Annotated in this window: 12 protein-coding genes, 1 tRNA gene and 2 pseudogenes; 9 read left to right on the top strand and 6 right to left on the bottom strand. The window is 60.5% G+C overall.

The genetic code is table 11. From position 1 onward, the window contains the following. Positions 1 to 65 precede the first annotated feature (65 nt). From AC2S2E_RS13050 to AC2S2E_RS13035, 4 genes are all read left to right on the top strand, one after another. Positions 66 to 1,043, top strand: coding sequence for an alpha/beta fold hydrolase (locus AC2S2E_RS13050; RefSeq protein WP_476107101.1), 978 nt, complete (start codon positions 66 to 68; stop codon positions 1,041 to 1,043). Positions 1,044 to 1,661: 618 nt separating this feature from the next. Further along, positions 1,662 to 1,799 carry a hypothetical protein gene (locus AC2S2E_RS13045; protein WP_476107103.1) on the top strand — a complete coding sequence of 46 codons (138 nt, stop codon included), beginning with the start codon at positions 1,662 to 1,664 and terminating at the stop codon, positions 1,797 to 1,799. Positions 1,800 to 1,916: 117 nt separating this feature from the next. Then, positions 1,917 to 4,079 (top strand): glycosyltransferase family 4 protein, encoded by a 2,163-nt coding sequence (locus tag AC2S2E_RS13040; protein ID WP_486522628.1) that lies wholly within the window; start codon positions 1,917 to 1,919, stop codon positions 4,077 to 4,079. Between the two features lie 6 nt (positions 4,080 to 4,085). Continuing rightward, on the top strand, positions 4,086 to 5,399 hold the full coding sequence (locus AC2S2E_RS13035) for a glycoside hydrolase family 130 protein (RefSeq protein WP_486522627.1): 1,314 nt from the start codon (positions 4,086 to 4,088) through the stop codon (positions 5,397 to 5,399). Positions 5,400 to 5,475: 76 nt separating this feature from the next. Here AC2S2E_RS13035 and AC2S2E_RS13030 read toward each other — a convergent pair whose 3' ends face one another. From AC2S2E_RS13030 to AC2S2E_RS13015, 4 genes and pseudogenes are all read right to left on the bottom strand, one after another. Beyond that, a complete protein-coding gene (locus AC2S2E_RS13030) occupies positions 5,476 to 6,402 on the bottom strand; it encodes a GlxA family transcriptional regulator (RefSeq protein ID WP_486522626.1) in 927 nt (308 codons plus the stop codon). 90 nt (positions 6,403 to 6,492) lie between these two features. Further along, positions 6,493 to 6,696: pseudogene (locus AC2S2E_RS13025) on the bottom strand (IS3 family transposase); the annotation flags it as partial. A 16-nt stretch (positions 6,697 to 6,712) separates the two neighbouring features. Continuing rightward, a complete protein-coding gene (locus AC2S2E_RS13020; protein WP_486522625.1) occupies positions 6,713 to 7,771 on the bottom strand; it encodes an IS110 family RNA-guided transposase in 1,059 nt (352 codons plus the stop codon). A gap of 192 nt (positions 7,772 to 7,963) precedes the next feature. Beyond that, a pseudogene (locus AC2S2E_RS13015) lies at positions 7,964 to 8,883 on the bottom strand (IS3 family transposase); the annotation flags it as partial. A gap of 129 nt (positions 8,884 to 9,012) precedes the next feature. Here AC2S2E_RS13015 and AC2S2E_RS13010 point away from each other — a divergent pair. The 3 genes from AC2S2E_RS13010 to AC2S2E_RS13000 are packed head-to-tail and all read left to right on the top strand — an operon-like array spanning position 9,013 to position 10,567. After that, positions 9,013 to 9,819 carry an SDR family NAD(P)-dependent oxidoreductase gene (locus AC2S2E_RS13010; protein WP_486522624.1) on the top strand — a complete coding sequence of 269 codons (807 nt, stop codon included), beginning with the start codon at positions 9,013 to 9,015 and terminating at the stop codon, positions 9,817 to 9,819. Between the two features lie 32 nt (positions 9,820 to 9,851). Beyond that, positions 9,852 to 9,998: a hypothetical protein gene (locus AC2S2E_RS13005; RefSeq protein ID WP_476107111.1), complete on the top strand. Its 147-nt coding sequence runs from the start codon at positions 9,852 to 9,854 to the stop codon at positions 9,996 to 9,998. A 41-nt stretch (positions 9,999 to 10,039) separates the two neighbouring features. Then, complete coding sequence (locus AC2S2E_RS13000) at positions 10,040 to 10,567, top strand: carboxymuconolactone decarboxylase family protein (RefSeq protein ID WP_476107114.1); 528 nt, start codon at positions 10,040 to 10,042, stop codon at positions 10,565 to 10,567. A 188-nt stretch (positions 10,568 to 10,755) separates the two neighbouring features. On the opposite strand, the gene AC2S2E_RS12995 is transcribed toward AC2S2E_RS13000, so the two are convergent. Together AC2S2E_RS12995 and AC2S2E_RS12990 are read right to left on the bottom strand one after the other, a co-directional pair. Then, complete coding sequence (locus AC2S2E_RS12995; RefSeq protein WP_486522623.1) at positions 10,756 to 11,394, bottom strand: NAD(P)H-dependent oxidoreductase; 639 nt, start codon at positions 11,392 to 11,394, stop codon at positions 10,756 to 10,758. A 263-nt stretch (positions 11,395 to 11,657) separates the two neighbouring features. Beyond that, a tRNA-Ser gene (locus tag AC2S2E_RS12990) sits at positions 11,658 to 11,747 on the bottom strand. A gap of 251 nt (positions 11,748 to 11,998) precedes the next feature. Between AC2S2E_RS12990 and AC2S2E_RS12985 the strand changes: the two genes are divergently transcribed. Both AC2S2E_RS12985 and AC2S2E_RS12980 read left to right on the top strand, forming a co-directional pair. Then, the gene (locus AC2S2E_RS12985) at positions 11,999 to 13,057 is read left to right on the top strand and encodes a lytic murein transglycosylase (protein WP_486522622.1); all 1,059 of its coding nucleotides are present in this window, start codon (positions 11,999 to 12,001) and stop codon (positions 13,055 to 13,057) included. Positions 13,058 to 13,196: 139 nt separating this feature from the next. Continuing rightward, the gene (locus AC2S2E_RS12980) at positions 13,197 to 14,264 is read left to right on the top strand and encodes a septal ring lytic transglycosylase RlpA family protein (protein ID WP_486522621.1); all 1,068 of its coding nucleotides are present in this window, start codon (positions 13,197 to 13,199) and stop codon (positions 14,262 to 14,264) included. The last annotated feature ends 68 nt before the right edge of the window (positions 14,265 to 14,332 follow it).

Here is a 14,332-nt window from a genome sequence, read left to right as displayed (position 1 = left end):
CGGACATTCCTTGCCGAATACCCCCTTCCTCTTTCCAATCCCCCCACTTTCCCCCGAGGTGTATCATGACCAATTCTGTTCAGGATTTTTCGCGTCGCCATCTTTTGACCACCGCAGGCGCCGTGGCGGGCGCGGCAACGCTGGCCGGCGGCGCTGAACTGGCGGCGGCTCCGGCTTCTGCTGCCGCTCCGGCCAAGGCTGTCCAATCCGCCCCGGTGGGCGACGGCTATGTCACCACGCCCGATGGAGCGCGGCTCTATTACAAGGATTGGGGCAGCGGACAGCCCATCGTGTTCCACCATGGTTGGCCGCTGACGGCCGATGATTGGGATGCGCAGATGATGTTTTTCCTGTCGCAGGGTTTCCGCGTCATTGCCTTTGACCGGCGTGGTCATGGCCGTTCGACCCAGACGATGAACGGCAATGACATGGACACCTATGCCCGCGATACGGCGGTGCTGGCGCGGCATCTGGATCTGCATAATGCCATCCATATCGGCCATTCCACCGGCGGCGGCGTGGTGGCCCGCTATGTGGCGCGCTATGCCGAAGGGCGCGTGGCCAAGGCGGTGCTGGTGGGCGCGGTGCCCCCGATCATGCTGAAAACCGAGGCCTATCCGGGCGGATTGCCGATGTCGGTGTTTGACGGTTTCCGCAAAGCGTTGGTCGAAAACCGGGCGGATTTCTTCTGGAATGTGCCGGTGCCCTTTTACGGTTTCAACCGTCCGGGCCAGAGCGTGAACGAAGCGATCCGCCAGAACTGGTGGCGTCAGGGCATGATGGGCAGCATCAAGGCCCAGTATGACAGCATCAAGGCCTTTTCCGAAACCGACCAGACCGAAGACCTGAAAGCGATCAAGGTGCCCGTGTTGATCCAGCATGGCGACGACGATCAGATTGTGCCGGTGGACGCCTCGGCCCGGTTGCAGGCCAAGCTGATCCCCAACAACACGTTGCGGATCTATCCCGGTTATCCCCACGGTATGTTGACCACCCATGCCGATGTGCTGAACAAGGATATTCTGGCCTTCATCAAGGGCTGATGAATTAAAACCCGATACAAACTGTAACCCGGTACAGGGCGCGGTGACATGGTGATGTTGCCGCGCCTTGGTTCGTGGCCTTGCCCCATCGAAACGCCATATTGAAACCGAAGCGCTTGGATTGGCGATGGCGGGGGGATTGGAGATAGGCTCGATCGGGCCGATATCATTGCCTAAATACGTCATTTGAACGAAACGCCGAACTGATTGGTTTCTAAAATTTACCGCCAACAGCTGCATCAAGGCAAAGCGATGCTGGCGGGACGGCACGCCCCGAATTGATGCAAGGTAATTTGCAATTGGTGCTATAGGCAGAGCTATCGCGAGACTTTGTTTCCGAGCCACTCGCGGCTGAGGGATGCCAAGCGCCCCCGCTTGATACAAGAGGACACGCCATGTGCCTCAATCAGATCTTCAAAGACGAACAGCTTGCCATCATGCGCTATACTTTGGCCCCGAATGGGCCTGATGTAGGGGCAAGTTTGCGGGCCTTGTGTCGATTGCGGCTGGATTTTCAGCCTTTCCCTTATCCCCACCGCCCCTATGTCCCCAATCGGACGCCTGTGCCGGTGATGGACAAAAAATGACACTCCCTCTCTCATAAAGGCAGCAACTGACATGGCCAAATCACAAAAGCGCAGCAATCGCGAAATCCGCAAACCCAAGACCGCCAAAAACAAGTCCGTCACGGCGCTGGTGCCGTTGGAAATTTCGCCGGTATTGGCCGCAACGCGCAAGCCGAAAGGCAAGCTCTGAGACGATTCTCAGACACGACCGTTAAAGATTGCCTTTATCGGCAATGCGCTGCCGCGTCGTTGCGGCATTGCGACCTTTACCACCGACCTTGAACTGGCCCTGCGGCATCTTGATGATGTGGCGCAAACCGCCATCGTCGCCATGTGCGATCCGGGCGGACAATATGCTTTTCCGCCCCACGTTCGCTGGTCCATCGCACAGGATGATTTTGGCGGTTATCTGGCCGCGGCGGATTTCATCCATGAGCAGGGCTTTGATGTCGTTTCGCTCCAACATGAATTCGGGATCTATGGGGGCGAAGCGGGGGACTATATCCTTGGCCTGATTGCCGCCTTGCGTATCCCGCTGGTCACCACGCTGCATACCGTACTGGACCGGCCCAGCGATGCCCAGCGCAAGGTCACCATGGCCATACTGGCCGCATCAGCGCGGGTGGTGGTGATGGCGCAAAAAGGGCGTTCAATCCTGATCGACCTCTATGACGCCGATCCGGGCAAAATCATTGTCATCCCCCACGGCATTCCCGACATGCCGTTGATCATCCCGCAACAGGCCAAGGAAAAGCTTGGCTTTGCGGGTCACCGCATCATCCTGACCTTTGGCCTGATCAGTCCGAACAAGGGCATAGAAACGATGATCAAGGCCATGCCGGTGGTTCTGGCCGCGGCGCCCGATGCGGTCTATGTGGTGATGGGCGCGACCCATCCCACGCTCCTGCGCGAAGCGGGAGAGGCCTATCGCGAAAACCTGATCGCGCTGGTCCATGATCTGCGTCTTGACGGGCATGTGGTCTTCCTCAACCGCTTTGTCGACCGGCCCGAATTGTTGCAACACATTGCGATGTGCGACGTCTATGTTACGCCCTATCTGGTCGAAACCCAGATGACGTCTGGCACTTTGGCCTATTCGCATGGATTGGGGCGGCCGGTGGTCTCAACGCCTTATTGGCATGCGCTTGAATTGCTGACCGATGGGTCGGGGGCGCTGGTGCCCTTTGGCGATACGGCGGGGCTTGGCACGGTGGTGGCCGATCTTCTAACCGATGAAGGATCACGCCTTGCCATGGGCCGCCGCGCCTATGTGGCCAGTCGGGCGATGACATGGCGCAACACTGCGCTGCACTATCGCGAAGCCTTTCGCGCGGCTTGTCGAAAGCCGGTTCCAGCATTGCCCGCGATGCCGCTCGATCATTTTGCCGCGATGTGTGACGACACGGGCCTGTTTCAACATGCGGTTTTCGGCATTCCCGACCGAAGCCACGGCTATTGCATCGATGACAATGCCCGCGCCATGCTGCTGTGCTGCGCCATGGGTGGGCATGGCGACGCCCATGGCCACGCCGATTTCATCAAGACCATGCAGCCACGCTTTGCAGCCTTCATCCAGCACGGATGGAACCCGGACAAGGGCCGTTTCCGCAACTTCATGGGTTATGACCGCCAATGGCTGGAGGACGCCGGATCCGAGGACAGCCATGGCCGCACACTCTGGGCGCTGGGCGCCTGCATGGCCAAGGGGCAGGATACTCCGCTGGCGCAATGGGCCTGCGGCCTGTTTGAACAGGCCCTTGCCCCGGTGCAGGCTTTCACATCGCCGCGGGCATGGGCATTTGCGCTGCTGGGTCTGTCCTATTATTGCGCCGCAAGACCCAAGGACCGCGAGGCGCACCGGATCCAGCTTACTCTTGGCGGCCGGCTCCACGCGCTTTTGCTGGCCTGCGAGAGCAAGGATTGGGTATGGTTCGAGGATCGGCTGACCTATGACAACGCGCGCCTGTGCGAAGCGCTGATCGTGACCGGCAAGGCATGCGGTTCGCGCGATCTGGTTGACGCCGGTTTGCGCAGCCTGCGTTGGTTATTGGCGCGTCAGACCGCGCCGGAAGGTCATTTCCGCCCGGTCGGGTCGCAAGGCTTTTTGCTGATTTCGCGCGAAACCCCGCTTTGTTTTGATCAACAACCCGTCGAAGCCTGCGCCACGATTGCGGCCTGTCTGGCGGCCTCTCTGATCGACCCCACGCCATCATGGCATGTCGAGGCACACAAGGCCTTTGCATGGTTTACCGGCGCCAATGATCTGCATTTGCCTTTGGTTGATATCGCCAGCGGCAGTTGCCGCGATGGATTGCACGTGGATCGTACCAATGAAAACAGGGGGGCTGAGTCCTTGCTCGCCTATCTGCTGTCACTGTCCGACATGTGGCAATTTGAACGGGATCTGCCTTGGCCGGCGGCCATTCGCCTGCCGGACGCTTCGCTGCCCACCCTCCATCACGCCGGATAGCACACTATGCAAAATGCCCCGTTTTTCAACCGCCATGCCCTGCATTTGCGGCCCGATCCCTCACGCGTGGTGGTGCGCCCATTCCGCCTTGCCAGCGAGCCGCGCGAGTTTAACCCCACCGATAAAGCGCGCGTCAACCATGCCGTCGAAAGGGTGCTTTCCCTGACCGCCGAGGAGGCCGAAGCCGTTCTGGTGGCGGCCCTTGCCAATTTCGACGACCACGCCTTCATGCTGCGCCTGTTCGAACGACGCGCCGAAGATATGGAGCATGTCTTTGCCGCCCACGCCTCTTTTTCGTTGGTCCAGCGCCAGCTGATCGGGGCATATTTCCTGCATGAATACAGTTTCGAGGCCGCCGCGCTCTTTAACCCCAGCATTGTGCCTCATCCCGACCAAAGCGGCGTGCAAAGCGGAGCCATGCGCTTTATCCTCTCGCTGCGGGCGGTGGGCGAGGGGCATGTCTCGTCATTGACCTTCCGATGCGGTACGATCAACGCCGATGGGATGCTGGCCATCGAACCGCCTCTGCGCTTTGCCAGCCTGCCCAAAGTGACGGCGCGTGTGGGCGACCGGATCGAACTGAGCTTTGCCCCGGACAGCGACTTGACCGAAAGGGTGATCTTTCCCATCACCGAGGCGCAAATCCATGGCATCGAGGACGCCCGCTTTGTTGCCTTTGAGGAAGACGGGGCCACAACCTATTACGCCACCTACACCGCCTATAGCGGGCGCGAGATTCGATCAGAACTGCTCGAAACCCGCGATTTTCTCTCCTTCCGGCTTGTCGCGCTGCGCGGCCCTGCGGCCAACAACAAGGGTATGGCGCTGTTCCCGCGCAAGATCGGCGGGCGTTACGCGATGATCGCGCGCCATGACAATGAAAGCCTGCATCTGATCTATTCCGACAATTTGCTGGAATGGGAATTGGGTACGCCGATCATGCGCCCTCAATTCCCGTGGGAATTCATTCAGATCGGCAATTGCGGTTCCCCCATCGAACTGGAGGAGGGCTGGTTGCTTTTCACTCATGGTGTCGGGCCGGTGCGCCATTACTCGATCGGCGCGGTGCTGCTGGACAAGGATGACCCCAGCCGCGTGATAGGTCGCTCTCGCGTCCCGCTGGTGCAGCCTGAAAGGTCTGCTCGCGAAGGCTATGTGCCGAATGTTGTCTATTCCTGCGGTGCGATGAAGTTCGGTGACCGGATCGTGTTGCCCTATGCGGTTTCCGACACGTTCTCCACCGTGGCGACGGTGGAGATAGCCGCCCTGGTCGAACTGTTGAGGCAAGGCGTAATGCCGATGGCAAAGAAAACCGGGTGAACCGGACACACATCAAGGACTGGGAACGGCACGTCGTTGCTTTACCCCGCGGTTGGCGGGGCGCCGTGAAAAAGTCTCAAGCCGCCCTTGCCAGTCGACGCAGCGTTTGTGGTGGCTGACCATATTGGCGCATAAAAGCCTCGCGCATACGGCGCAGGTCGATAAAGCCGGCCTCGCGCGCGATCTGATCCATCGGGTGGCGGGTTTCCTCAATCATCAATCTGGCCGCCTCAAGCCGCATTTGCTCCACCGCTTTTGCCGGGGTCTGGCCGGTTTCCGCGCGAAAGGCGCGGGCGAACTGGCGCGGCGAGAGCGCCGCCACTTCGGCCAGTTCCTCCACGGTCAGCGGATTGGCAAGATGAGCCTTGGCAAAGATCAGCACTTTTTGAATGCGGTCACTGCTGGGCGCCAGTTCGAGTAGTTCGGAATGCTGCGATTGCCCACCGGCCCGCCGATGATGCATGACCAGACGGCGGGCGACGGCGCTGGCCAGATCGCGTCCCAGGTCCTTCTCGATCAGCGCCACGGCCAGATCCAGCCCAGCCGTCAGCCCCGCCGAGGTCCAGACAGGCCCCTCGTTGATGAAGATGCGATCATCCTCCACTTTCACATCGGGAAAGCGCTCGCGCATCTCCCGCGCATAGGACCAATGCGTTGTGGCGCGCCGCCCGTCGAGCAAGCCCATCTGTCCCAGCAGAAAGGCGCCGGTGCAAAGGCCCGCCACCCGCCGCGATTGCTTTGCCGTGGCGCGCAGCCGTTCCAGCACTTCATCTTCTTGTTGTGGCGGCGGAACAAGGCCTGCCAGCAACAACAATGTGTCGATCTGCCCGACCTCGGCCAGCGGCGTGGTTGGCACGGCAAAGCCGCTGGACGAGGTGACCGGCCCTCCTTCTACCGACGCAATCGAAAGCGTGTAATAGTCTTCGCCTTTCAAGACATTGGCGAGTTCGAATGCCGCCTGCACCCCCAACGCGAGGAACTGGAACCCGGGGGTCAATACCATGGAAATATGGGGCATAGGGTCTTTCCAAGAGGAATGTCTGAAAAACGTAATTTCTACGTCATATCAGACAAGTGAGTAGCCCCTAGTTTTCTAGACGCCTTCCGCTTTCAAAATCTGCCGCCGTTCGAACTCGGCGGGCGACAGCATCCCGTTCCTGACCTGCTTGCGCACCGGGTTGTAGAACATCTCGACGTAATCGAACACGTCCTGCCGGGCTTCCTCGCGGGTTTTGTAGGTGCGGCGGCGGATGCGCTCACGCTTGAGCGACGAGAAGAAGCTCTCGGCCACAGCGTTGAGGCTCCTATATTTGTCAAGCATCTGCCGAGGCTGTTTCCGGGCGACACAGGTGAGTGAAAATTTCGCGGACTATGTAGCGTTTGAGGCAGCGGATGATCTCGCGGTTGCTTTTGCCGTCCTTCTTACGTTTGCTGACATAAGCGAGAGTTGGCGGATGGTTGCGCATCCGTACGATCGCGACACGATAGAGCGCGGCATTGGCTTGCCGACTGCCGCCGCGATTAAGCCGGAAGCGGTTGGTTTTGCCACTCGACGCCGGGATTGGACAAACGCCGCAGAGCTTGGCGAGCGCGGATTCGGAACGGATCCGGTTAGGATCGTCGCCGACCAGGATGAGCATCTCTGCCGCTGTCATCGTGGCGATTCCGTGCGCTGCGATCAATGTCGGCGCGCGGGCGACGACGAGTTGTTCGAGCGCCTTGTCATGCGCCTGGATTTCATCGTGCAGCGCGAGCCAGCGTCGCGCTAGGGCGCGCATAGCGGCTTTGGCCGACGCGGTGGTCGAGGTGAGTGCACCTGGCCTGAACGCGGCGATATGCCGGATCAGTGCGATTTTGCCGCTGATCTGATCAAGACCGTCGCGAAGCGACGCGGGCGCATTGATGATCAAGGTTTTCAGCGTCACCATGGCCTGTGACCGGCTTTTGACGGCCGTGTCGCGAGCGATCTTAAGGTGCCGGATCATCTCGACCGACCCGCTGTGGGTTTTGGGTTCGGCGATCGCTTGCCCGGCTAGCACGGAACGGGCTGCTCCCTCGGCATCCAAGCTGTCAGTTTTGCCGTGCTGATAGCGCAGCTGTCGATTGGGTCGCGTTACCTCGACGACCTTGTGCCCTTGGGCAAGGAGGTGACGCGACAAGCCAGCACCATATGATCCCGTTCCTTCGATACCAAAGGCTGTGATCGCGCCGATCGCACACGCCCAGTCTTCGAGCGCAATATAGCCTTTGGTTGTCGCCGGAGCCGAGAAGGCTGCCAGGCGGCTGCCTTTGGTATCGATTGCCACAGCGACATGCGTGGCCTTGTGCGTATCGACGCCGATGATTACGGCGTTGGTCGTTATGTCGCTCATGTCCTGTCCTCTCTGCGCGGTGCCCGGGCACCGCACAGAGAGGACAGGACTGTGAAGGGGCGAACCCGTCAGGCTCCTATAAAGTCACATCTCGCCCGTTGCCGGGGCGACCTGATGGCCGACACGTCAACGCAATGACACGCGGTCAATCGTAGCATGGGTCAGACCATCAGGCCGCAGCAGGTTATCACAGTCGTGGCAGTTACCACGTCGGCTCATCGAGTGTTCAAGATTGTGAGCCCGGATGAAGGCAGCCCAGTCCATGCTGGTGAACTGCGAGCCCTGGTCCGAATGGACCAACACCCGCTGCTTCGGCTTGCGCCGCCATACCGCCATGTGCAGTGCCTGCAGCACGACATCGGTGGTCTGTCGGCTCTGCATCGACCAGCCCACCACGCGGCGCGAGTAGAGATCGATCACGACCGCCAGATAGGCAAAGCCTTCCAGGGTGCGGATGTAGGTAATGTCTGTCACCCAGGCCCGATCTGGCGTTGTTACATCGAACTGGCGATCCAGAGTGTTGTCGACCGCCAGGGAAGGTTTGCCGCCATAGCTGCCAGGCCGACGCTTGTAGCCAACCTGGGCCCTGATACCCGCGAGCCTGGTCAACCGCGCAACGCGGTTGGGGCAGCAGGTCTTGCCGTGATCCAGAAGGTCATCGTGCAGCTTGCGGTAGCCATAGACCTTGCCGCTGTCGTTCCAGGCCTTGCGGATCAGATCGGTTTGCCGGGCATCTTCCCGAGCCCGCTGGCTCAGCGGGCTCTTCTGCCATGCATAGAAACCACTGGGCTGGATGCGCAGGCACCGACACATCGCCCGAACCCTGAACTGGTGACGATGCTCGGCAACGAAGGCGTATCTCACTTTGCATCCCTGGCGAAATACGCGGTGGCTTTTTTTAGGATGTCGCGCTCCTCGGTCACCCGGGCCAGCTCGCGCTTCAACTGGCGGATCTCAGCATCCTTGCTCGCTTCGCCGGACACCACCCAGGCATACAGCGAGTGTTGGCTGACGCCGAGCCGCTGCGACACCTCAGCTACCGGATAACCTCGCTCGGTGATCTGGGCTACCGCATCACGCTTGAACTCATCACTGAAATTGGGCTTCCCCATCATCGCCTCCTATCCTCAAAATAAAGATCGAAGGCGTCCAGAAATCTAGGGGCTACTCATAGCGTGATCACGTCCATAAGGGCTGTGTCGATAGCGAAGGCGCTCTTACCAAACCGAAGGATCTGACCCATGACCGCCCCATCCGCTCACAAGGGCACCGCCCTCATCACCGGCGCCTCCACCGGCATTGGCGCCATCTACGCCGACCGCCTTGCCGCCCGTGGCTACAATCTCATCCTCGTCGCCCGCAACAAGGACAAGCTGCAAACGCTGGCCGCACAGATTTCGGACAAGACCGGCCGCGCGGTCGAGGTGCTCGCCGCCGATCTGGGCGACAAGGCCGATCTGGCCCGCGTGGAAAAAGTTCTGCGCGAGGATGCCAGCATCACCGCGCTGGTCAACAACGCCGGCATCGGCACGCACAGCCCGTTGCTGGAAAGCAACGTCGAGAAGATGGACGCCATGGTCCAGCTCAATGTCACCGCGCTGATGCGCCTGACCTATGCCGCCGTGCCGGGCCTGGTGGCGCGCGGTGGTGGCACTGTGATCAATATTGCCTCCATCGTGGCGGTGGCGCCAGAACTGCTCAACGGCGTCTATGGCGGCACCAAGGCTTTTGTTCAGGCTTTCACCACCTCGCTGAACCACGAACTGGTCGAAAAGGGTATCCGTGCTCAGGCTGTGCTGCCGGGCGCCACCCGCACCGATTTCTGGGCGCTGGGCGGGTTGCCGGTCGAGCATCTGCCTGCCGAGATCGTGATGGATGCGGCCGATATGGTCGATGCCGCTCTGGCCGGTTTGGATCAGGGCGAGATCAGCACCATCCCGGCACTGCGCGACGCCGAACTCTGGCACGCTTTTGAAGCGGCCCGCCACGCGCTCGGCCCTCAGCTTTCCGCCACGACCGCTGCACCACGCTTTCACGTGGCGGCCTGATCTTTCCTTCCAAAGAACAAAGGACAAATCCCGTGAAACTCACCGGCAACACCATCTTCATCACTGGCGGGACCAGCGGCATCGGTCGGGGCCTTTGGGATGAAGTGACCGCCGCCAATCCGGGCATGGAGGCGGTCCCGCCCGACGTCACCAGCCTTGCAAGCCCCACCGGCGCCTGAACGCGCCGCCCAAACCGCACACCATTTGAAAGGAACATTCCATGCCCCGCATCCTCACCCCTGACCCCGATGCCGCCCCCGAAGGATCGCAAACCGTCTTGCAGGCGATAACGGCCAAGCTTGGTCAAGTGCCCAACTTCTTCCGAGTCTTGTCAAACAGCCCCGCGGTACTGGGCGCCCATGCTGCGCTCAGCCAGCATCTGGGTAAGTCGCTTGACCTCAAAACCCGCGAGCGGATCGCGTTGGCCGTGGCGGCGGTCAACGGCTGCGAATATTGCAACGCCGCGCACAGCTTCACCGGCCACACCTTTGCCAAGCTGAACCATGAAGAGATCGCTTTGGCCCGTCAGGGCAAGGCGACGGAGGCCAAGGATGCCGCCGCTGTCGGCTTTGCCCGCCGTGTGGCCGAGGCGCGGGGCAAAGTGTCACAAGAAGATCTGGACGCGGTGCGCACCGCTGGCTTTACCGATGCGCAGATCGTGGAAATTGTGGCCACGGTGGCGGAAAACTTCTTCACCAACCTGATCAACAATGTGGCCGGGACGGAGGTTGACTTCCCGGCGATCTGACAGAATTGCAATGATTGCCTCAGATGATCAGGGCACTGGGCCGATAAAGTCGAGTGCCCTGCGACGGTTTGAACGCAGCAGCGTTGATGGATGAACGACATCTCCAAGGGCGCGACAATCACGCCTGCATTGTCCAAGATGGCAATGGCGGCAATGCAATTAAGGTGTGCCGCCATTGCCGACCATGACTATTGAACTTCGGTCACAAATGCGTCGCGATCGCGGCGCACCTTCTTGAGGTTGACCAGCCAGTCGCCCTCAGCCTGACGATAGCCCAGCGGAAGCAGGATCACGCTGCGCAGATGGCGCGCTTTGAGGCCAAGGATCTCGTCGACCGCCTCTGGGTCAAAACCTTCCATCGGTGTGGCGTCAACTTCCTCGAAAGCGGCCGCCACCAGCGCGGACCCCAGGCCGATATAGGCCTGGCGTGCGGCTGCCTGATAATTGGCCTCGGTGCCCCTTGCGCCGACGATGCCCAACAGTTGCTGCCGGTAATTTTCCCAGCCTTCGTTGACAAAGCCGCGCACTTCATTGGTCAGATCGAACATCATGTTGACCCGCTCGGGCGTGATGTCGTCCCACGCGGCAAATACCAGCAGATGTGAACAATCGGTAATCTGCGCCTGGTTCCACGACACGGCGCGGATCTTTTCGCGAATCTCCGGGTTCGTCACCAGCAGCAGTTCAAAAGGCTGGAGGCCGCTGGACGTAGCGGTCAGACGAACGGCCTCGATGATCCGCTCAATGCTTTCGGTCGGGACGGTTTTGGTGGGGTCGTATTTTTTGGTAGCGTAGCGCCAGGACAGCTTCTCGATCAGGGTACTCATGTCAAATTCCTTGGGGGCTGTTCGGGTCGCGCAAAATATGCGCGGTTCCGCAACGTATTTACGGCAGGTTCCGCAAACAAGGCTTGAAGGAAAAAATCGGCAAAGCTTTTGTGCCGAACCGATTTTGCCGGAAGGCACAATCCTGGGGTTTGGGATGCACGCATGAGGCATTTGATCGACCCTATAGCTTGCCAAAGCTAAGGTTCAATCTGCCATCCCTTCAAACGAAGAAGGCCACCGTCATGGTGGCCCACTTGGACGGTTGGCGGAAGAGGTGGGATTCGAACCCACGGATAGGTTTCCCCATCGCTGGTTTTCAAGACCAGTTCCTTAAACCACTCGGACACTCTTCCATACCGATTCAGAGGTTTGCCGCTTACGACTGGCTTGCAGGCCATGTTATCGCCTAAGCCGACCTATCGCTAACCCTCTGTAACCATTCTCCATTCATTCAACCCATGTGACAGGCTCCGACAGCCTTCAAAGGCCGCTGCCCCAAACCACTTGGCCGCCCGTCCTTGTTTGCGGCGCATAGCCATGTTTGTGGGCCAAACGCAAGGGGCGGCGGGTTTTTTTGCGCGGCGCGCTGTGCCATACAGCGGGAATGACGATCCGCCTGAACCGCCACCGGTGCATGACCGCCCTGTTTTCTCTCGCTTTGGGGCTGAGCGCTGCGGTTTTGCCCATTTCCCGGCTGGAGGCGCAACAAGAGGCTGATTCGGCAGGGTTCGATGCCTATCTGCAACTGCTGGCCGCCCGCGCACGGGGGGAAGGGGTCAGCGAAGCCACGATCCAGAGCATGACTACAGGGCTGACCTATAACCACCGCGTTATCCAGCTTGACCGCAGCCAACCCGGCGCCAGCACGACCACGACGCCGCCCGCATTCACCCCCTATCGCATCAAACATGTCGACGCCTCTCGCATCGCGCGGGGGCGGTCGGTCTATGCCAGCGTTGCGAGCGATGCAGGGCGGATTGAGGCGCGCTATGGTGTGCCGTTGCCGGTATTGCTGGCCATTTGGGGGGCGGAAACGGATTATGGCGCGGCCAAGGGCGGGTTTGATCTGGCCGGTTCTTTGGCGACCTTGGCCTATGAAGGGCGTAGGCGGGAATTGTTTGCCGCCGAATTCATCGCCTTGCTCAAAATGGTGGATCGCGGCGTCCCGCGTGAGAAATTGAAAGGCAGTTGGGCAGGGGCCTTCGGCAACCCGCAATTCCTGCCCTCGGTCTATCTGCGCATGGCACAGGACGGTGACGGCGATGGCTTTGCCGATATCTGGTCCAGCCGGGTTGATACGCTATCTTCCATCGGCGCCTATTTCCGTGACGCGGGTTGGAAGCCGGGCGTACCGTGGGGCGTGGCCGCCACGGTGGCGGACGGATTTAACCGCGACGGTGTGACCTCACGACTCGATTCGCCAGTTTGTCCACGCGTTCACGCCCGGATGAGCCAATGGAAAACCGTGGCCGAATGGCGCGCATTAGGGGTTAATGCGCAGGAGAATATCAGGGATTCTGAGCTTACTACGCTGTTTGAGCCCGATGGACCCGGAAAATCGGCATTTCTCTTAACCGGTAATTATCGGGTTATCCTCGATTATAACTGCTCGAACTATTATGCGCTGAGTGTGGGATTGCTGGCCAATGAGATTGCCCGTTGAACGTCGTGTAGCGCAGCTCTGTCTGGCGCTGGCTGTATCCGGAGCCGCATTGGGGGCTGGATCGCCCGCGATGGCTGGTTTGAAAATTCCATTTCTATCCGGTGGCGGAAAATTGCCTCCTGCGCCTGCGGTGCCTGATATGCCGCGCGCAACCACGGGGCCGGCGGCCGATTATCCGGTGGTACTGGGCGAACCCTATAAGGTTGGCGACACGGTCTTCAGCCCGGCGAATGCCATGAATTACGATGCGGTGGGTTATGCCTCGGTTGGCGGGCCTACGGTGGGCGTTTCGGCCGCGCATCACACTTTGCCGATGCCGTCTTATGTCGAGGTGACTTCGCTGACCTCCGGGCGCACCATTTTGGTCCGGGTGGAGCGGCGCGGTCCGATGGACAGCACCCATGCCATTGAACTTTCCCCCGCCGCCATTGCCCAATTGGGTTTGAGCAGCGATGGGCGTGCGCCGGTCCGCGTGCGCCGGGTCAACCCGCTGGAAACCGAGCGCGCCCTGTTGCGATCGGGCATGAATGCGCCCGAACGGATGGTAACGCCCAAACCCTTGCTGGCTGTGCTTCAGCGTCGTTTGGCAACCGACCCCAATGCCAATCATGCTGGCGCCTCTTTGGCCAGCAGCGTTTTGGTCGGTGCGGCGCGCGACGATGATGATGACGCGCCGGTGGCGGCAAAGCCGGTGCCCAAGGTCGCCGTCGCCCCTGTCGTCAAACCTGCACCAAAGGTGGCCGCGATTGCGCCCATGCCGGTTGCGCCAACCGCGCGCACGGTGGGCATGCCCCCGGTCAACGGGGCCAGCTATGCCGCGCCCTATGCGCCTCCTCGCTTTACGGCGGTGGCCCCGGTTCGCACGCCAACCGAATTGGCCATGGCGGCTCCGGCTCCTAAGCCTGTGGCTAAAATTGCTGTGGCAAAACCTTTGCCCAAGCCCAAAACGGCCCCCATCGCTCTGGAAGCCCGCGTCAGCGCGCCAGCGGCGGCGATTTCGGGCGGATTTGTCGTGCAATATGGCGCCTTTGCCGAAAAGGCTCGCGCACAAACTCTGGCCCATGCCGCAGGGGCGCAAGTGGTGGGCGGAGGCGCTCTCTGGCGCGTACGGTCAACCGCTTATGCATCGCGCCCGGCCGCCGAAGCCGCTCTGGCTAAAGCCAAGGCGGCTGGTTATACCCAAGCGCGAATCCAGCGCGGGGATTAAGGTCGTTTCCCGCGTTTGGTGGCCCGGACCGTAAAAGCATACGGGCCAGACAAATTGCGGGAATGAGT

Source organism: Novosphingobium sp. 550D, from assembly GCF_057401885.1.
The sequence above is the reverse complement of the archived record's forward strand: the minus strand, read 5'-3'. Positions and strand labels throughout refer to the sequence as shown.